Annotated in this window: 17 protein-coding genes; 9 read left to right on the top strand and 8 right to left on the bottom strand. The window is 62.6% G+C overall.

Annotated features, from left to right (window positions below):
• Positions 1-239 precede the first annotated feature (239 nt).
• Together DXT74_RS14435 and DXT74_RS14430 are read right to left on the bottom strand one after the other, a co-directional pair.
• Positions 240-1250 (bottom strand): arginine deiminase-related protein, encoded by a 1011-nt coding sequence (locus tag DXT74_RS14435; RefSeq protein WP_194426297.1) that lies wholly within the window; start codon positions 1248-1250, stop codon positions 240-242.
• Between the two features lie 103 nt (positions 1251-1353).
• A complete protein-coding gene (locus tag DXT74_RS14430; protein WP_194426296.1) occupies positions 1354-2469 on the bottom strand; it encodes a succinylglutamate desuccinylase/aspartoacylase family protein in 1116 nt (371 codons plus the stop codon).
• A 119-nt stretch (positions 2470-2588) separates the two neighbouring features.
• Between DXT74_RS14430 and DXT74_RS14425 the strand changes: the two genes are divergently transcribed.
• A complete protein-coding gene (locus DXT74_RS14425) occupies positions 2589-3062 on the top strand; it encodes an Lrp/AsnC family transcriptional regulator (protein ID WP_194426295.1) in 474 nt (157 codons plus the stop codon).
• Here DXT74_RS14425 and DXT74_RS14420 read toward each other — a convergent pair.
• From DXT74_RS14420 to DXT74_RS14405, 4 genes are all read right to left on the bottom strand, one after another.
• Entirely contained in the window at positions 3054-3782 is a 729-nt protein-coding gene (locus DXT74_RS14420; protein ID WP_019101900.1) for an ABC transporter permease, read from the bottom strand. The genes DXT74_RS14425 and DXT74_RS14420 overlap by 9 nt on opposite strands.
• 10 nt (positions 3783-3792) lie before the next feature.
• Positions 3793-4467, bottom strand: a complete 675-nt coding sequence (locus tag DXT74_RS14415; RefSeq protein ID WP_081555805.1) for an ABC transporter permease — start codon at positions 4465-4467, stop codon at positions 3793-3795.
• A 198-nt stretch (positions 4468-4665) separates the two neighbouring features.
• Entirely contained in the window at positions 4666-5424 is a 759-nt protein-coding gene (locus tag DXT74_RS14410) for a transporter substrate-binding domain-containing protein (RefSeq protein WP_194426294.1), read from the bottom strand.
• A gap of 244 nt (positions 5425-5668) precedes the next feature.
• Positions 5669-6430: a dimethylarginine dimethylaminohydrolase family protein gene (locus DXT74_RS14405; protein WP_043631687.1), complete on the bottom strand. Its 762-nt coding sequence runs from the start codon at positions 6428-6430 to the stop codon at positions 5669-5671.
• 278 nt (positions 6431-6708) lie between these two features.
• On the opposite strand from DXT74_RS14405, the gene DXT74_RS14400 reads away from it, so the two are divergent.
• Positions 6709-7617: an aspartyl/asparaginyl beta-hydroxylase domain-containing protein gene (locus tag DXT74_RS14400; protein ID WP_196783765.1), complete on the top strand. Its 909-nt coding sequence runs from the start codon at positions 6709-6711 to the stop codon at positions 7615-7617.
• 6 nt (positions 7618-7623) lie between these two features.
• Here DXT74_RS14400 and DXT74_RS23045 read toward each other — a convergent pair whose 3' ends face one another.
• Together DXT74_RS23045 and DXT74_RS14395 are read right to left on the bottom strand one after the other, a co-directional pair.
• Positions 7624-7758, bottom strand: coding sequence for a hypothetical protein (locus DXT74_RS23045; protein WP_255524767.1), 135 nt, complete (start codon positions 7756-7758; stop codon positions 7624-7626).
• Between the two features lie 244 nt (positions 7759-8002).
• Positions 8003-8581, bottom strand: coding sequence for a hypothetical protein (locus DXT74_RS14395; protein ID WP_194426293.1), 579 nt, complete (start codon positions 8579-8581; stop codon positions 8003-8005).
• A 495-nt stretch (positions 8582-9076) separates the two neighbouring features.
• On the opposite strand from DXT74_RS14395, the gene wecB reads away from it, so the two are divergent.
• Genes wecB through DXT74_RS14360 form a run of 7 tightly spaced genes read left to right on the top strand, consistent with a single transcriptional unit; the run spans position 9077 to position 17358 of the window.
• Positions 9077-10267 (top strand): non-hydrolyzing UDP-N-acetylglucosamine 2-epimerase, encoded by a 1191-nt coding sequence (gene wecB, locus DXT74_RS14390; RefSeq protein WP_194426292.1) that lies wholly within the window; start codon positions 9077-9079, stop codon positions 10265-10267.
• Positions 10268-10269: 2 nt separating this feature from the next.
• Entirely contained in the window at positions 10270-11871 is a 1602-nt protein-coding gene (locus DXT74_RS14385; RefSeq protein WP_196783764.1) for a glycosyltransferase family 2 protein, read from the top strand.
• Complete coding sequence (locus DXT74_RS14380; RefSeq protein ID WP_081555810.1) at positions 11868-12881, top strand: hypothetical protein; 1014 nt, start codon at positions 11868-11870, stop codon at positions 12879-12881. Before DXT74_RS14385 ends, DXT74_RS14380 begins: the two co-directional genes overlap by 4 nt.
• The gene (locus DXT74_RS14375) at positions 12878-13843 is read left to right on the top strand and encodes a hypothetical protein (RefSeq protein ID WP_194426291.1); all 966 of its coding nucleotides are present in this window, start codon (positions 12878-12880) and stop codon (positions 13841-13843) included. Before DXT74_RS14380 ends, DXT74_RS14375 begins: the two co-directional genes overlap by 4 nt.
• Complete coding sequence (locus DXT74_RS14370; protein WP_194426290.1) at positions 13840-15717, top strand: polysaccharide deacetylase family protein; 1878 nt, start codon at positions 13840-13842, stop codon at positions 15715-15717. Before DXT74_RS14375 ends, DXT74_RS14370 begins: the two co-directional genes overlap by 4 nt.
• Entirely contained in the window at positions 15707-16576 is an 870-nt protein-coding gene (locus DXT74_RS14365) for a YaiO family outer membrane beta-barrel protein (RefSeq protein WP_194426289.1), read from the top strand. Before DXT74_RS14370 ends, DXT74_RS14365 begins: the two co-directional genes overlap by 11 nt.
• Entirely contained in the window at positions 16573-17358 is a 786-nt protein-coding gene (locus tag DXT74_RS14360; RefSeq protein ID WP_194426287.1) for a hypothetical protein, read from the top strand. The genes DXT74_RS14365 and DXT74_RS14360 overlap by 4 nt, the downstream gene beginning before the upstream one ends.
• Positions 17359-17461: the final 103 nt, after the last annotated feature.

The following is a 17461-nucleotide window of genomic DNA, read 5'->3' as shown; positions in this document are numbered from 1 at the left end:
GCAGGGAACGCCTAGTGAGTTACCGGTCTTTAATCGTGTACGCCCGTCTTCCAACCTTGTCACGCGCCTGTCCAAGCATCGCCGGACAGGTTTCCAAGCGCTGACTTGGAGACCGCAATGACTCCCTTTTCCCCATCGACTTTCGTCCCCCCTGCCGCCCAACTACGCCAGCTGTCCCAAACCCTTGACGCTCCCTCACGGCCAGCACAGAGTGTCGCTGGCCGTTGCCGGGACAGCCGCTAGCGGACGCGCGGCAGAAACAATTCGGCCAGCATGCAGCGGCAACTGCCTCCGCCCACTGCTTCAATGGTGGGGATGGGGTTCACCACCGGCTGGCCGTGGCGCTCCAGCACTTTTTGCTGCGCAGGCGTGAAGCCGTTCCAAGCCTGCTCCGACATCGCGATCAGCGGCTGGCCGCCGGCCCCGCGCAGCTGCAGGATATTGCCGCAGAAGCTGCGTTCAACCTGGGCCAGGCTGATATCTATCACCTCGTGATGCTCACCCAGCGCGCTCAGCACTTGCCGCCGCTGCTCCGGCCGGTGCAGACTTTCGGAACAGATCACCGCGAAGCCCTCGCCCACGCTCATCATCACATTGGTGTGGTAGATGGGGACGCCGCGGCTGTCCACGGTATCGAACAGGTGTACCGCCTCCAGTCCGCGCCGGCGCGCGTAACGATACAAGGCGCTCGGGTGGCAGCGCTGTGAACGCGCCGCGTACACACGCTTGCGCGGGTGATCGAACACCATCACCCCGGTGCCCTCCAAAATCAACTCCTCTTCCAGCGGATGGCCGGCCCACACCACTTGCTCCACGTCGTAACCATGGTTCAACAGCAACTGGCACAGCTCTTCCACTCGCCGCTCCCGACGGCGGTTCAGCGTGTGCATCGGATAGACGTGCAGGCTGCCGTCGGCGCTGGTGGTGAACCAGTTGTTGGGAAACACGGCGTCCGGCGTCGGATAGCCGTCCGGGCTTTTCTCCAGCACCAGCACTTCGACGCCGTGATCGCGCAGCCGCTGCGCCATGGCGTCGAATTCGGCCAGCGCCAGCGCGGTGATCTGGGCCGCCGGCAGTTGCAGCCGGTGCTGGAACACGTTGTCTGCCCCGGTTTGCTCATTGAAGGCGAAGTCGTGAGGACGCACCATCACAACGGCGCGCGCCAGTTGGCCTTGTCTCGCGCGGAGCCAGAGCGGCTCCAGATTTTCTTGCGGCGCCGCATCTGCGGCGGCGATAGCTTGGGCTTGCATGGTGGGCGACTCTTGGGTGGGTGGTTGCATGGCCGCCCGCGGGCGGCAAATCATTCTACTGACAGTACGCGTTCCGGCCATGCCGTAAACATGACGCTAACTTTCAAGCAAGCGACACGCGCGCGCCGGCGTCTGCCCGGCCCAGAATGCGGCACAACTCCATGCCGGCCTGGGCGTAGCGCAGCGGGTGACTGACGTAGAGCAGGCCCGCAGCCGGGCTGAGCACCGGCGTGACGCGGTTTTCCAGCGGGTCTATCAGTTCCAGCAGCGCTTGGCCGCGCTTGACCTCCGCCCCAACCGCGCAATGGCGCAGCACCAGGCCGGGCGTGGGCGCGCTCACGCTGGCCATGCCTCGCCAGGTCCACGGCTCAGGCACCGGCGGCGGCACAGCCGGCGCGGCGCCGCCGATGTGGCCCCGGAGTTGAAGATAGGCGTACAGCGCCTCCGCGTCCCGCCGCGCCTGGCCGTGGTCCAGATCGCCTTGCCCGCGCAGCTCCACCGTGGCCGCCACGCAGCCTAGCGGCAGCGGTTGCGCCGGCCCCAGTTCGCCAGCCAGCCGCCACCAACTCTGCCCGCAGGATTCCTCAAAGGTCGTGCCGCCCGGCGCCTCATTCAACACCACCGCGGCCACGCCCAGATAACGCGCCAGCGGCTCCAGCGCCGGCCAAAACGGCGCGTCGGCGTATAAATGCAGCAACGCCTGGCTGTCGCAATGCAGGTCCAGCACCAGATCGCTGTCCAGCGCCAGCCGGCTTAGCTCCAGACGCAAAGCGTCCAGCTCCGTCACCGGCGTTTGCGCGTCCAGCGCGGCGCGCATCCGGGCGCGCACCGTCCGTAGATTGACGTTGGCATCGTGACCCAGACCGGCTTCCAAACCGGCAAGCAGCAGCGGGTGGAAATCGGTGAAACGGCGATTGAAGTTTTCGCCGCTGCGCAGTTCGAAACGCCCCGGCTGCTGCTGTAACAAGGCCTGGGCCAGGCCGATGGGATTGGCCGCCGGCACCAGCACGATTTCGCCGCGCAGCAGGCCGCCCGCCTCGGCCTGGTCCAGCAGCCGGCGCAGATGGTGGATCACCAGCATGCCGGGCAGCTCGTCGGCGTGCAGGCTGGCCTGCAAATAAGCCTTCGGCCCGTCGCCGCGCCGGCCGTAGTGCAGACTCAGTAGTTCGCGCCGCAGGCCTATGCTGGCCTGCGGCAAAACCCGGCTGACGATTTCCATAAAGCGCCTTCCTTTTTCATGCCGTTCAATTGAAAAACCCATGGTGGTCGCGCCGCCTTGACACCACCGCCCGCCAAGGCTCAAATCAACGGACAGCCCCACCCATCCCGAAGCCCGCCATGAATGAGAAGAAACCGAGCCTGGACCGCATAGACCTGAAAATTCTCGCCGCCCTGCAAGAAGACGGCCGCATGTCCTTTCAACGGCTGTCCGAGCAGGTCAACCTGACGCCGCGCCCCTGCCTGGAGCGCGTTCGCCGCCTGGAAAAAGCCGGCGTGATCCGCGGCTACCGCGCCGTGGTGCAATTGCCGGCGCCGCTTTACCCCGTCATCGTGGCGGCCCAGGTGGCGCTGGCCGATCACGCCTTGTCGCAACAAGCCTTCATCAAAGAGCTGCAGCGCAGCGAGGCCGTGCTGGATGCCTGGCTGGTGGCGGGCAGCTTCGATTTTCAGGTTCGCATCGGCTGCCGCGACATCCAGCAGTACCGCGAGCTGGCCGAACAATGGCTGGCCAGTTCCGCCTTCAAGATCGACAAGATCATCACCATCACCGAGCTGCAGGAGATCAAGCGCAGCGCCGCCCCTCTAGGCTGAGCGCGGCTGCAGGAATTTCAGCCAGCGCCGCTCCGCCTGGCGGAAGCTCGCCAGCAACGCGAAGGTGCAGCCCAGGTAGATCGCAGCCGCCATCAGGAACGGGAAAAACGGCGCGTAAGTGGCCGCGTACAAGGCGCGCGCCACACCGGTGACGTCCAGCAGCGTCACCGTGGACGACAAGGCGGTGGCGTGCAGCAGAAACACCATTTCATTGCTGAGCACCGGTATCGCGCGCCGTAGCGCGCCGGGCAGCACGATGCGGCGTATGGTTCGCGCCCGCGACATTCCGAAGGCCTCCGCCGCCATGATTTCCTCCCGCGGATAGGCCGCGAGCGCGCCGGCCAGAATCTCTTGGGCGTAGGCCGCGGTGTTCAACACATAAGCGAGCACGGCGCAGAAGGTGGCGTCGCGAAACAGCAGCCAGAACGGGTCTTCCGCCTGCCAGCCGTCTATCACCCAACTGAATTGCGACACGCCGTAGTAGATCAGCATCAATTGCATGAACAAGGGCGTGCCGCGAAAGAAATAACTGAACGCGGCCACCGCCCATCGCAACGGCGCCGGGCCGTAGACCCTGAGCAAGGCCAGCAGCACCGCCAGCAGCATGCCCAAGCCGCCGGAGATCAGGAACAGCTTTGCGGTAACCGCCAGGCCGCTCCATTGGCCGCCGTCTCCCCACAGATAGCCGGGCAAAGCGCGCAGGATTTCGTCGAGCGTCATTGTTTTCCCCTCAGAGCAAGCCGCGGCTGTAACGCAGCCCCAGCCAGCGGAACACGCCCCCGGAAGCGGCGGTGAACAGCAAATAGACCAGGCAGACCAGGAAATAGAACAGGAAAGGCATCTGGGTGGCGCGGCCGGCCTGCTCGGCGAGCCAGGCCATGTCTTCCAGGCCAATCAACGACACCAGCGCCGCCGACTTCATCAACGCCAGCCAGTTGTTGTTGATGCCGGGCAAGGCGTGGCGCAGCATCTGCGGAAACAGGATGCGCCGGAACAGCTGCCACGGCCGCATGCCGTAAGCGACGCCGGCCTCCAACTGGCCGCGCGGCACCGCCAGGAAAGCACTGCGGAAAGTTTCGGTGTAATAAGCGCCGAAAATGAAACCTATGGTCAGCACCCCCGCCAGGAATTTGTCGAACTCCACCGCGGGCAACCCCAACACCGCCAGCAACAGATTGAAGACCTTCTCGCCGCCATAGAACAGCAGCAACATCATCACCAGCTCCGGAATGCCGCGAATCACCGTGGTGTAGGCAATGGACGCCGCGCGCAGCCAGCGCGGGCCAAACAGCTTGACGCAAGCGTTGGCGAGGCCGAACAGCAGCGCCAGCCCCAGCGCGGCCAGCGCCACGCGCAGGCTGAGCCAGGCCCCGGTCAGCAATAGGGGCAAATAGGACGCCACCATGGCCGCCCTCCTTGTGAAACGGCCGGCGGACGCCGGCCGGGGAAACGGACGTATGCACGCGGCTCAAAGCCTAGCGAGCAAGGGGGAGACAAGGCGAAGACTGCGAAGAAAGCGGGATGTACAAGTGGTACATGAGCATTTCGAAGCTGCCCTCACCGTTGCAAGTCTCACGAAGCGCCGCAGACCTTGAACAGGTTCTTAGTGGTAAATATCGAAACCGAAGTACTTCTTGCGCACGCCTTCATACACCCCGTTGGCGCGGATGGCGGCGATGGCGCGGTTGATCGCCACCTTCAGTTCCGGATCGCTCTTGCGCACCGCGATGGCCACCGGGTTGGATTCGCCCAGTTTAGAGCCGGCGAAAGCGAACTGCTTGCCGCGCTCGGTGCGTAGAAAGCTGGTTTCGGCCTGGATATTGTCCTGCAAGGCGGCGTCGATGCGGCCGGAAGCCAGGTCCAGATAGACGTTGTCCTGATTGGCGTAGGTAACAATCTTCACCTTGCCGCCCCCCCAATTGGCCTTGGCGTACTGCTCATGCACCGAGCCGGACTGCACGCCCACCGTCTTGCCGGCCAGCGACTGCGGCGTGGGCCGCAACGGACTGCCCTTGCGCGCCACCAGCTGAGAGGCGGACGTGTAGTATTTATCGCTGAAGTCCACCTGTTTTAGCCGTTCCGCCGTTACGTTCAACGAGGCGATGACGGCGTCGAACTTATTGGCGTTGAGCGCGGCAATCATGCTGTCGAACGGCTGCTTGACGAAGACGCAGCGAGCCTTGAGTTCGGCGCAGACGGCTTTGGCGATGTCCGGATCGAAGCCGGTGATCTCCCCGTTGGGCGCCAGCACGTCGAACGGCGGGTAGCCGCCGTCCACGCCCCAGCGGATCTGCTTGATGTCCTTGGCCAGTACAGGGCCTGCGCTCAGCGCCAGCAAAAGCGCAATCTTGATGGTTTTCATCTTTTTCTCCTTGAGAGCCTGTTCATGGCCGGCTACGCGTCGGCGACAGGTTCTGAATCTCCCCGGCTCTGCGGCCAGTGGCGAATGAAACGACGCTGCTTTTAGAACGTGTTTACGATCTCGCGAGCTAGAGCGAGACAAGGCGAAAATGGCTGAAAAAGCGGAGTGTACACACGGTACATGAGCATTTTGAAGCCGCTTTCAACGCCGTATCGCCGACGCGCAGCAAATCGTAAACAGGTTCTTAGAAACGCAGGGACATGCAGGTCAAGCCCCCGTCCATCTTGCGGATTTCGCTGGTGTCGGTCTCGATGATGGGCAGGCCCAGCGTCTTCAGCTTACGCAACGTGTCGGGGTAACCGCTTGGCGTGATCAGGGTGTCGTTGATCCACAAGGTGTTGCCGGCGTATTCCTCGTCCTTGGCCAGCACGATCTGCTGATAACCGTGGAATACCGGATCGTCGGCGCGGTCCTCGGACAAGATCAGCGTGTTGCGGCCCACGTAGTTGACGATGGACTTCAAATGCAGGCCGGCGCTGACTTCCACCGCGGTGACGACGTAACCGAACTTTTCCACCGCGGCGGCAAACTGGCTGATCCCGGCCTCGTTGGTGCGGCTGGTCAGGCCGACGAAGAAACGCTTGTCTATCATCAAGACATCGCCGCCGTCCATGCGCGCGTCGCCGTTCATCCACACCGCGTGGCGGAAGCGGGACACCAAGGGCGCGATGCTGCTCACCTCGCCGCGGCGGGCCGGCGCGCCCGGCTGGGTGATCACCGCCAGTTCCGGCATCAACACCGCGGTGTCTTCAACGAAATGGGCGTCGGGGAAATCGGGCTGTGCCGGCAAGGTGCTCACGGTCAAACCCAGGCGCAACAGGATATCCACGTAATCGCGGAATTGGGAGCGCGTCAGCGCCGGGTCCGGTGCGCCGATATTGGCGGTGGTCAAACCGCCGGCCACGGTGTCGGCAGGCAGGCGGGTGATCGCATGGGTGAAATGCATGGGCAGGCTCCTTGGTCAGGCGGCCCAGCAACCGGATGGTTGATGGGGACGGCGCGGGGCCGTTCTCGCTCGAACCATTCTAGGCAGCGCCCTGGGCCCGCGTCGGTCGTATGGGGCGACGGCGGCAGCCAGTTTCGGCTGTTTTGGAGCGGAGGGCAGCCGCTTTGCGTGGCGACCGCCAAACCTGGTCATATCCTACTCAACTAAACCAATGGCCAGTCGTTTAAATTCTGTTTTTGTTTGAAATTAAGCATATTATTTCAAGGGCTAGAGCAAAAATGCCGTACATCAAACTATCCATCCTCCTTCTTTTTGCGCTCTGCACCGTCTACATCCATTATCGCGGCCGTCAACGCTTGGGGTTCTGGCGGCAGCTGACCGACCACTCTACCTTCATGGCGCCGATCAACTGCTTCTGCTACCTGTTCTCCACCCTACCCGCGCGCCCCTATTTGCCGCTGCAGCGCTTTCCGGAGCTGCGGACGCTGAACGATAACTGGCAACGTATCCGCGCCGAGGCGCTGGCCTTGTCCGACGACGGCGCGATCAAGGCATCCGATCGTTACGACGACCTGGGCTTCAATTCATTTTTCAAGACCGGCTGGAAGCGTTTCTACCTGAAATGGTACGACCAGCCGCACCCGTCGGCGGCCAAGCTGTGCCCGTACACCACCGGGCTGCTGCAAAGCATTCCCTCGGTCAAGGCGGCGATGTTCGCCAGCTTGCCGCCGGGCAGCCGGCTAGTGCGCCACCGCGACCCCTTTGCTGGTTCGGTGCGCTTCCATTTGGGCTTGTCCACACCGCAAAACGAGGCCTGCTACATAGAGGTGGACGGCGAACGCTACAGCTGGCGCGACGGCGAGGCGGTGATGTTCGACGAAACCTATCTGCACCACGCGGAAAACGCCACCGCTGAGCAGCGCATCATCCTGTTCTGCGATATCGAGCGCCCAATGCGCTTCCGGCTTGCGGCGTGGGTCAACCGCCTGATCAGCCGCCTGCTGCTGGGCGCCGCCAGTTCCCCCAATCAGGACGGTGACCGCACCGGCGCGCTCAACCGCCTGTTCCGCTATGTGCAGGCGGTGCGGCTGTTTGGCAAGCGCATCAAGGCGCAGAGCCGTCTTGGCTATTACGCGCTGAAATGGCTGTTGTTTGGCGGCTTGTTGCTGGGCTGGCTGCTGAGCTGAGCCACGCTATAGATGGAAGAAGGCCCGCGCGTTGCCGTCCAGCAGCCGCTGGCTGTCCTCCTCGTCCGTCACCGTGTCGCGGATCAGGCCGCCCAGCATCTGTTCGCCCAAGGGGAACGGCGCGACCAAGCCCAGGAGCATTTTCAGCGCTCTGCTGTTTTCCGGCGGCTGTCATCGCCGTCGCCCTACTGCTGGACCTGAACCAACGCAGGTTCCGCTAACCGCTGCCTTGTAGAACCTGTTTACGGTCTGCTGTGCGTCGGCGGAATGAATAGAAAGGGGCATTGAAAACCGCTTGAAAATGCTCATGCACCAGGCGTACATTCCGCTTCCTCAGCTGCTTTCACCTTGTCTCGCTCTTGCTCGCAAGATCGTAAACAGGTTCTCATCGCGCCGGCGCGGCGCCATCCGCTCCAAACCCCAAATCTCCCTCATTGAAACTCATTTCCATCATCTCCCCGGCGGCGTCCCGGCAGCTTACCGCGAAGTCCGGTTGCTCCGGACTCTTGCTGCCAGGGTGCAGTCTGATCGCCGTGACTTCCATGCAGTCGCGCACCAGTGTCGCTTTGCGCCCTACCTCTGCCAACGCTGGCGCCCAGCGGCAGAAAGCGCCGCCCGAGAAAGACTCGGCGCCGCAAAGCTCTCCTGCCGCTTGCTCGGCGCCCGGCAACACCACGCCGGCAATGTCCTCGAGCTCCGCCTCATGCCTGGCGGCTGCCATCTGCTGATTGGGCCAAACCGTGTACGCCAGCCCCGCCGTACCGGTCAGCAAAACGCCCAGCACCACGCCCACATGCGTCCATTGCAAAGGGGAAGCGGGCTCCGGCTCCTTCCGCGGCAGCGGCTGCGGATACATTTCCAGATACGGCGTCTGGCACAGCGGACATGCGTAGTCCGGCGCCCGCTGGTCGCGCGGCGAATCCCCGCGCAAGTATCCGCAGTGTAGGCACTGTTTCTTTTCCATTGGCACTTCTCCCCAGGTGGAGGTCAGCCACGCTCGCCGGCGCTTTTAGAGCTGCTTCCCAAATGATTGACGCTCCCCATGCGTACGTCCTGACATGCTAACAAAGAAATGCCATTGCAGTTTCACATCGCCGTCGCGACTCTTGCACTAGCGCTTTGGCCAGGTGCAATCCAATGGAATTGCCTGCCGGCGCGCACTCGCCTGGCCGGGGCGCAATGGCGCTCCAGCAGGCTTGTGAATGGTGCTCCAACGCACGCCAATATTAAACCGTTTAATTAAAACAAATATTTAACTTTATTTCTTATAGGAGGTGTGCTACTTTAATTTAAATAATGTGAAATAGTAGTTTTAACAAAACAAACAAAGTTAAGCTCCGCTAAGTGCTTGTGAATAGCCGTGATAGATATAATATGGCTACCGTACTATAGTGGTTTTAACAAAACAAACAAAACCAAGCCCTGCTGTGTGCTCGTGAATCGCTGTGATGGAGATAATATGTTTACCGTACTAACAATTTTTGGCACCCGTCCGGAAGCCATCAAGATGGTGCCTGTCATCCACGCGCTGCAAGACTGCCAGGGCGTGGTGTCCAAGGTATGCGTGACCGGCCAACACCGCGAGATGTTGGATCAGGTATTGGATTTTTTCGGAATTCACCCGGACTTCGACCTGAAGCTGATGCAACAGGGACAGAGCCTGGCGTCTTTGACCGCCAGGCTGGTGGACGCTGTCGACAAAGTCTTGGAGGAAGCCCAACCCGATGTCGTGCTGGTGCATGGCGATACGGCCACCACGCTTGGCGCAAGCCTGGCCGCGTTTTACCGCCGGATTCCGATTGGGCATGTTGAAGCGGGATTGCGCACCGGAGACCTGTATTCGCCTTGGCCTGAGGAAATGAACCGCCGCGTCACCGGCATTCTGGCGTCCTGGCATTTCGCTCCAACGGAGGAGTCCCAGCTCAACCTGCGGAATGAAAAGGTTGACCCGGATAGGATCTTCATCACTGGCAACACCGTTGTCGACACCTTGCTGTTGGCGGTAAAGAGGCTGGAACAACAGCCGGATCTCAAGGCCGACATCGCCTCCCAGTTTACCTTCCTGCGCCCGGAGGCCAGAGTGATACTGGTCACCGGCCACCGCCGGGAAAATTTGGGGGAGAGGTTTGAAAGCTTCTGTCGCGCGCTGGTGCAGCTGGCCGAGCGCTACCCCGACGTGGACATCGTCTACCCGGTGCACCTCAATCCCAATGTGCGCAAGCCGGTGTACGCGCTGCTGTCCAAGGTGAACAACATTCATTTGATCGACCCGCAACAATACCTGCCCTTCGTCTATCTGATGGCCCGCTGCCACCTCATCATCACCGACTCCGGCGGCATACAGGAAGAGGCGCCGGCGCTGGGCAAACCGGTGCTGGTCACCCGGGACACAACGGAAAGACCGGAGGCGCTTGCGGCCGGCACCGCCATGCTGGTGGGCACGGAGACCGCGCTCATCGTCCAACACGCCAGCGCCTTGCTGGATGACGAGGCGGCTTATCAACGCATGTCTCAAGCCCATAACCCCTATGGCGACGGCGACGCCGGCAGACGCATCGCCGGCATTCTCTCGTCGCTGCCGCGTCGGCGGCAGGCGGCGAACACAGCCAGTCGGACCGTCGATGCGCTCGCTCCCGTACCGGGGAGATAAGCATGCCCCCGCGATTCCTACTCTGGCTGATCCTGCTGATGTGCTGCTACCCCGCCTGGTCCGCCGTGGATCCGTCCAAACCGGCCGCCAGCCACCCGCATCGCCACGGCGCGGCCACGTCTAAGGAGAGCCAGGCCGCCATGGCGGCTCTGCCCATAGACCCAGACGAACGCCCCTCCTCTGTCAGCCCCACCGTGAGCATCAAGGGGGCCTCGGACAACGCCGATCTGCGCCATACCCAGCAGTTGATTCTGGATCAGATCGAAGAAGCCCGTCACCGTACCGTCAGCCAGGAGGACGACCCCCTGCTGCGGCGCGAAACCGCAACGCCGTTCATCTGGCCTTTGCGCGCGCTGAGCTTCATGCTCTACGGCGTGGTGCTCTTGGTCGTGGTGTACGCGGCGCGGCATATGGCGTTCACTTTGAACCGGCTGTTCGGCCACCAGCGCCATCCTTATCTGGACATTGAAACCGCGCAATGGCCCAAGGTCACAGTCTTCATCGCCGCGCACAACGAAGAGGCCGTGATTGCCGATGCGATGGAGGCGCTGCTTGAGTCCGACTATCCGCCTGGGCAAATGATCATCATGCCCGTCAACGACCGCTCCACGGACGGCACTCGCGCCATCATAGACCGCATCGCGGCGCGCAGACCGGACGCGATCAAGCCGTTTCACCGCACCCAGGGCAAACCCGGCAAAGCCGCGGCGCTGAAGGATGCGACGGCCTTGATCGACACCGAGATTTTCATCGTCTTCGACGCCGACTACCTGCCAAGCCGCGGCCTGCTCAAACAATTGATCGCGCCGTTTTTCGATCCGGAAGTCGGCGCCGTGATGGGCCGCGTGGTGCCCTTGAACCCGGGCGCCAACCTATTGACCCGCATGCTGGACATGGAACGCGCGGGCGGTTATCAGGTGGACCAGCAGGCCAGGATGAATATGAAGCTGGTGCCGCAGTACGGCGGCACGGTCGGCGGCATACGCGTCGCCGCGCTCAACAGCGTCGGCGGCTGGCACGACGACGTGCTGGCGGAAGACACCGATTTGACCTACCGCCTGCTGATCGGCGGCTGGCTCACGGTCTACACCAATCGCTCCGAGTGCTACGAGGAGGTGCCGGAGAGCTGGCCGGTTCGCATCCGGCAATTGATGCGCTGGACGCGCGGCCATAATCAGGCGCTGGCGCGGCATGTCGGCCGTCTGCTGAGCACCCGAGGAGTGCAGCGGCGGGAAAAACTGGACGGGCTCCTGCTGTTGGGCACTTACGCCATGTCTCCGCTGCTGCTGCTCGGCTGGGCCATCACCTTGGTGCTGTTCTTTTTCGACAGCATGCTGCCATCCCCTGGCCTCCTGCTGATCCTGGCCCTGGTCTGCTACAGCGCGATGGGCAATTTCGCCGCCTTTTTCGAGATCGGCGCCGCCTGCTATCTGGACGGCAACGGCAAAAGACTGCGTATTTTGCCTTTCGCCATTCTTGGCTTTTTGGTCAGCCTGGTCACCATTTCCCGCGCCACGCTGCAGCAGTCGCTGGTCGAGCCCTTCAAGAAAAACAGAACGCTGCATTGGGATAAAACCAAGCGGTATCGGAGACAGCCGGGATGATGGCCATACTTTACGTGCTTGGCGTGGCGCCGCTGATCGCGCTGCCGCTCTTGCCCGGTCTATTGGAGTTGCTGCGCAAGACCGACGCCTCCGCGCTGGGCATCAACCGGCTGCACACCGGCACCGCCGACGTCTTCGCCCGCAACTACCGGCAACGGCTGGAAACGCTGGACTTGGGCGAGCGGCGGCAGGACTGGAACGCTCGCCTGGACGCCATCGGGCCGGAAAACCGCCCGGTCGTGGACGAGGAGGTCTTGGCCGCCGGCGAGTTGCGCATTCCGGCGCGCTTCAGTTTCCTGAAAGAAATCCATTGCGACGACAATGTCGTCACCGGTCCTGGCGTGATCCTGCGCAGCGTCTTGGCCGACGGCGATCTGAACCTGGGACGGAGCAGTTCGATTCTGCGTTGGGCCGGCGCCCGGAACGTCCGCATCGAGCCGGACAGCCTGTTGTTCGGGCGCACCGTAGCGGAGGACACGCTGGATATTTCGGGACCTGTCCGCTTCCAACGCCTCCAGGCGGCAACCATCCGCATGGGAGAAACCCCGCGCCATCAGCCCCCGGCCACGCCGCTGCGAGAGGTGGATATCGAAAGTTTGGAAACGCCCCACCCCTTTAACGCGGAAATGCGCCGCGCGGTAATGGACGGCGATTTCCTGCTGCCGGAAAACAGCTTGCTACGCGGACACTTGGTGGTGCGCGGCGGCTTGAGCATCGGCCCCGGCTGCCGGATCGAGGGCAGCGTCAAAGCCAGCGGACCCGTCCGCCTGGCCAGAGGAGTGGTCGTGGACGGCGCCGTTGTTTCCGATGACTCCATCATCTGCCGCGAGAACTGTCTTTTGCTGGGCCCGGTTGTGGCCGACCGGATTGTCGTCATTGGCGCCCACTCCGTATTGGGCGCGCCGGACTCGCCCAATACCGTTTCCTCGCGCTTGGTGCTGCTCACGCCGCCCCTGATCGCTCACGGCACTATCTGGGCTCGCATCCGCGGCAAGGTACGCGGCCGATGAAGCATCTATGTTTACTGCTGGCCCTGTGTTGCGGAACAAGTCAAGCCGCGGACAGCGCATTCAAGCTGCCTGGCTACCAGGACGAGGACGGCGCCATTCTGCTGCAAGCGCATGGACGCCATGTCGACCCCTATTTCGCCATGAAAGCCTTGCTGACGGCCGAGGAGCTGGGGCTGTCCATCGCTCCGGCCACGGACGCTTGGGTGGCGTGGCTGGCGCCCAGGCAGGAGCGCAACGGCAGCTTTCCCCGCTTCGAGCGCCAAACGGACGGTGCCTGGCGCCGAACGGCCGACGCCGACGCCGACGACTCCACGCTGGCCATGTGGATTTCCCTGCTGAGCCGGCGGTATGGACAACAGGAGATGCCCCCGCCGCTTCAGGCATCGCTGGCGCGCGCCAGGCGGGCGCTGTGGCGGCTGAGGCAAACCCGCAGCGGCATTTATGACTATGCCGCGGGCGTCAAGCTGGGCTACCTGATGGACAACGTCGAAGTTTACGCCGCGCTGCGCGACGACTGCGCCAGAACAGGCGCCAGTTGCCGGAGGATGCGGCAGTTGGCCGCAGCGCTTCCCAAAGCGTTTTGGGAGACGAAAACCCGACGCTGGCGCGTAGCCAGCCGCGACCTTCCCCCTGTCGCCTTCTACCCGGAAGCCGCCGCGCAACTGTTCCCCAAAATGGAGGGCATGCCGGCGATGCCGGGGCAAGCCTCCTTCGACGCCTGGCTGCAGGGCGAAGGCCGGCCCTGGCTTGCTCAGGACAAGGCGCATCTGGACTTCCCATGGGGCGTGCTGGCCCTGGCCGCGTTAAGAGACGGCCGGGAGGACGCCGCGCGCGCCTGGTTGCAGAAGGCGGCGCCCGCGCGAGGAACGCCGCGCTGGAATGTGCTGGAGGAGGCGGTTTTTCAAGGATTAGAGCGCCGTCTGGCCACAACGGCGGAGCAAGAACAAAGGTTGGAAAAATGAATAAGATTCGATCATGCCCCCGCTGGGTGTTCATCATCCTGCTGCTGGGGCTAATACTGGCGGCAAGCGCGATCTGGCACAGCTTGCGCGCAAAACAAACGCCACCGCCTCAAGCCTTCATCGCCTTGCTGCTGCCGGACAAACCGGCCAGCGGCAAATACTCGCTGGCATGGCAAGACGCCGCCAGCGAAGGCGGCGTGGCGATGATGCAAATCACCGCCAGTCAACTGGTGGACATGGAACCGGAGCAACGCGCTCGTCTCCGCGGCATCATCTTGCCGGACACGATACACCGCTATGTCGATGCGGCGCTGACCGGAGTGCTGGAGGAGTACGTGCAGGCCGGCGGCGCTCTATGGATCAATTACGACGCCGCCAGCGAAAACGCCGGCGGCCGCTTTTTGGACAAACCGGCGCTCTCGCGCCTGGTGGGCGTGGACTATCTGCTGTACCGGGAGCTGGGCAAGCAGATGGTGCGCAGAGATTTGATGTTGATGCCGCCCTCCGCCGTTGCCGAGCTGGGCATCACGCCCGGCCGCTTCCAGCCCTATCCGGACGGCAAATCCGCCTTGCTGCAAGCCTCGACCTACGGTTACGACCAGGCGGCGTTCAGCTACCTGGCGACCCGCGGCAGCTTCCCGGGACGCGTGCTGGCTCAAGGGCCGGACGGCACCTTGATTGCCGGCGTGCGCGATTACGGCCGCGGCAAGGTCTTGTTCGTCAACCTGCCGGTCACTTTTCTCAAAATACGCACCGACGGTTTGTGGCTGCAATCCTACCTGCACTTCTTCAATAGCCAAGTTCTACATCTGCCCCAATTAGCCTCCGTGCCGGACGGCGTGGGCGGGCTGGTAATGAACTGGCACGTCGACGACGCCAACGCCATTCCCTATCTGGACTTGCTCAAAAAACTGGGTTTTCTTGAGCAAGGCCCTTATTCCGTCCATTTCACCACCGGGCCGGACACCAATCAGCCCGGAGACCACCGAGGCATGGACCTCGCCCATAACCCGAAGGCTCAGGACTGGGTTCGTCGCTTGAGCGAGCGGGGTTACGAAATCGGCGCGCACGGCGGCTGGGCGCACAACTACTTCGCCTTCAACATCAATGAACATAACGGCAAACGATGGGAACCCTATCTCGCCAACAACAAGAAAGATCTTGAAAAGCTCACCCAACAACCTCTCACCGAGTATTCCGCGCCCAACGGCCACCATCCGGACTGGGTAACCGCTTGGCTGCGCCAGCACGGCGTGCTGGCTTATTACTACGTGGGCGACCTGTCCATGGGGCCCACTCGAGCCTATATCGATCCGGCCAACATGCATGGCCGGCCCTGGGCCTTCCCGGTATCGGCCAACGGCGGCATCGCCTCCTTCGAAGAAGCCGTGCGCAATAAACTGCCCAGCGCCCAGATGACGCTTTGGCTGCAGGACATGACACGCTTCGCGGTGCAACAGCGTGTGGCGCGCCTGGTTTATTTTCACCCTCCGGGTGTCTATTTCTATCAGCAAACCGTCCGCGAATGGCTGGCCCAAACCCGGACTTTGGGCAAACAGGGCGTGTTTCATTGGTACACGATGACCGAGCTGTCCCGTTTCCTGTCCCAACGAGAACTGACCCAATGGCAAGCCGCGCCGGCGGAAGGCCGGGACGCGTCCTGGATCAGCGTAAGCGCGCACAACCCAAAGACCTTGGCGCGGCAAAGCTGGCTGCTGCCCAAAACCCCAACGCCGCCCGTGCTGCGGTCCGGCCAGGCCGATATCGAAGCGCTGCCGGACGCTTGGCGAATCACCGCCCGATCCGGGCAGGACCTTAGATTTGAATACGTGCAAACAGCGAGCAACACTTTGGAGAGCCGCCATGCTCAGTAAACGACTAGCGCAAATCTGCCTTTGGGCACTGTGTCTTACCGGCCAAGCGCACGCCGACGAGATGGCGGCCCCTGATGCGCCGGAAACGGCGCCCGCTCCCGCAGATGTCGAGACAGAGTCCCCGCCGTCAGCGCCGGAGCCGTACTCATGGGCGCGCAGCATCGAGATCGGCGCGCAACACTCCCGTCTCACCGGAAACAACCCTGCCTGGGATGGCGTTTATCTGTCCGGCGTCTGGCAAACCGACGCCGGCAACGTCTTCGATTGGACCGCAGAGCAGGACAGCCGCTTTGGCGAACGGGGCATGGCCTTGAACGGCGGCTGGAACCACGACATCAACCCGGACTGGTACGGCAGGCTGGAGTTGGGGCGCAGCAGCAGCGGCACCTTCTGGCCCGGCACCCACTACGGCGCGGCCATCAACCGGAAATGGCTGCCCAACCGCAATCTGGTCACCACCTTCGGCCTGGCCTACAACGACAATCGCCAAGGCTATAGCGACCGCATTCTGACCTTGGGCATGGCCTATTACTTCGACGCGCCCTGGGTCGTGGAAGGCGGCGTGCACCGCACCTTGAGCAACCCCGGCAGCGTAAGCTCCATGCAGGGTTACGGCGCGGTGACTTATGGGCGCGACCGCTGGCGCCTGATCACTCTGGCCATCAACGCTGGCGGCGAGGGTTATATGCCAATCGGGGTCAATCAGCCCAAGCAGAGCTTCGACAGCCAGCTCTATCAACTGAGCTGGAGGGAGTGGATAGGCACGCATTGGGGCATCCATGCCGCCGTTGAACGCTACCACAGCCCCTATTACGAGCGTACCGGCATCACTACCGCCGTGTTCTGGAACCTGCCATGAGCCTTCAAGAACGTCTGAAACATTTCAAGGCGCTGCGCCACACCGGCCATGGGGGCGAACTCATCTCCCTGCACCGGGCCATGCGCACAGAATCCTTCCAACGTCTTCGCTGGCTGGAGATCCTCGGCATTCCGCTGCTGTTCAACCTGTTGCTGCTCGCCTTCCTGCCGCAAACGCTTGCGCTATGGCGGCTCGTCACGCAATGGAGCATAGCGGTTACCGGCGTGCCGGCCCAGCTCTCCAGCCTGGAGATACTGAACGGACAAATACCGGGCTTATTGTTGCCGTGGCTGGATCTGCCGGCCTCGGTGCCCTCGTTCTGGCAATGGTGGGGCAACGGTCTCGCCGGCCTGCTGCTGCTGTTGCTGTCGTTTTTGGTCAGCCCGGAAAACATGCCGATGCGCTACTTGCTGCGCTTGTTCGTCATCATCCATGGCTGTTCCTGCGTTTACTTTGCCCTATTGCCGGCGGCCTTCAACCACTCCCTTCCCGAATATCACAGCTCCTGCCTGACATTTGTGCTCACCTTGCTGTTTTTGATGCCCTGGGTGCACGCGCTGACCTTTCACGTGCTGGAAAAACCGCTCTGGCACAAGTTTGCCCTCACCGGGGTCTCCCTGGCCTATTTGCTGCTTGAGGCTCCGCTGCATTACTTCGCCGCCGCCCTGGTGCTGCACTACGGCTCGCTGCTGTTCATGCCCCTGCTGTTCATACTGGGCAGCCTGATGATGGAGGTCATGATGATGATTGCGCTATACGCCTGGGCGATGAGTTGGGAGTAAGAACGGCAAATCCCCTGATGCGAAATATATCCGCGCCCTATCATTCAAACCGCGCGGCGCGTGTATCCTGTGGCGTGGATCGCAATCAAGACAGGGAGGACGC

This window comes from Chromobacterium sp. Rain0013 (assembly GCF_015291765.1).
In the GTDB taxonomy this organism is placed as follows: Bacteria; Pseudomonadota; Gammaproteobacteria; order Burkholderiales; family Chromobacteriaceae; genus Chromobacterium; species Chromobacterium haemolyticum.
This window is presented reverse-complemented; position numbering and strand designations above follow the sequence as displayed.

Coding starts and splice junctions, on each gene's coding strand:
- DXT74_RS14400 (WP_196783765.1), top strand. CDS start 6,709: ATGCCGTACATCAAACTATCCATCCTCCTTCTTTTTGCGCTCTGCACC.
- DXT74_RS14410 (WP_194426294.1), bottom strand. CDS start 5,424: ATGAAAACCATCAAGATTGCGCTTTTGCTGGCGCTGAGCGCAGGCCCT.
- DXT74_RS14380 (WP_081555810.1), top strand. CDS start 11,868: ATGATGGCCATACTTTACGTGCTTGGCGTGGCGCCGCTGATCGCGCTG.
- DXT74_RS14430 (WP_194426296.1), bottom strand. CDS start 2,469: ATGGAAATCGTCAGCCGGGTTTTGCCGCAGGCCAGCATAGGCCTGCGG.
- DXT74_RS14365 (WP_194426289.1), top strand. CDS start 15,707: ATGCTCAGTAAACGACTAGCGCAAATCTGCCTTTGGGCACTGTGTCTT.
- DXT74_RS14420 (WP_019101900.1), bottom strand. CDS start 3,782: ATGACGCTCGACGAAATCCTGCGCGCTTTGCCCGGCTATCTGTGGGGA.
- DXT74_RS14395 (WP_194426293.1), bottom strand. CDS start 8,581: ATGGAAAAGAAACAGTGCCTACACTGCGGATACTTGCGCGGGGATTCG.
- DXT74_RS23045 (WP_255524767.1), bottom strand. CDS start 7,758: ATGCTCCTGGGCTTGGTCGCGCCGTTCCCCTTGGGCGAACAGATGCTG.
- DXT74_RS14405 (WP_043631687.1), bottom strand. CDS start 6,430: ATGCATTTCACCCATGCGATCACCCGCCTGCCTGCCGACACCGTGGCC.
- DXT74_RS14435 (WP_194426297.1), bottom strand. CDS start 1,250: ATGCAAGCCCAAGCTATCGCCGCCGCAGATGCGGCGCCGCAAGAAAAT.
- DXT74_RS14415 (WP_081555805.1), bottom strand. CDS start 4,467: ATGGTGGCGTCCTATTTGCCCCTATTGCTGACCGGGGCCTGGCTCAGC.
- DXT74_RS14425 (WP_194426295.1), top strand. CDS start 2,589: ATGAATGAGAAGAAACCGAGCCTGGACCGCATAGACCTGAAAATTCTC.
- DXT74_RS14360 (WP_194426287.1), top strand. CDS start 16,573: ATGAGCCTTCAAGAACGTCTGAAACATTTCAAGGCGCTGCGCCACACC.
- wecB (WP_194426292.1), top strand. CDS start 9,077: ATGTTTACCGTACTAACAATTTTTGGCACCCGTCCGGAAGCCATCAAG.
- DXT74_RS14375 (WP_194426291.1), top strand. CDS start 12,878: ATGAAGCATCTATGTTTACTGCTGGCCCTGTGTTGCGGAACAAGTCAA.
- DXT74_RS14385 (WP_196783764.1), top strand. CDS start 10,270: ATGCCCCCGCGATTCCTACTCTGGCTGATCCTGCTGATGTGCTGCTAC.
- DXT74_RS14370 (WP_194426290.1), top strand. CDS start 13,840: ATGAATAAGATTCGATCATGCCCCCGCTGGGTGTTCATCATCCTGCTG.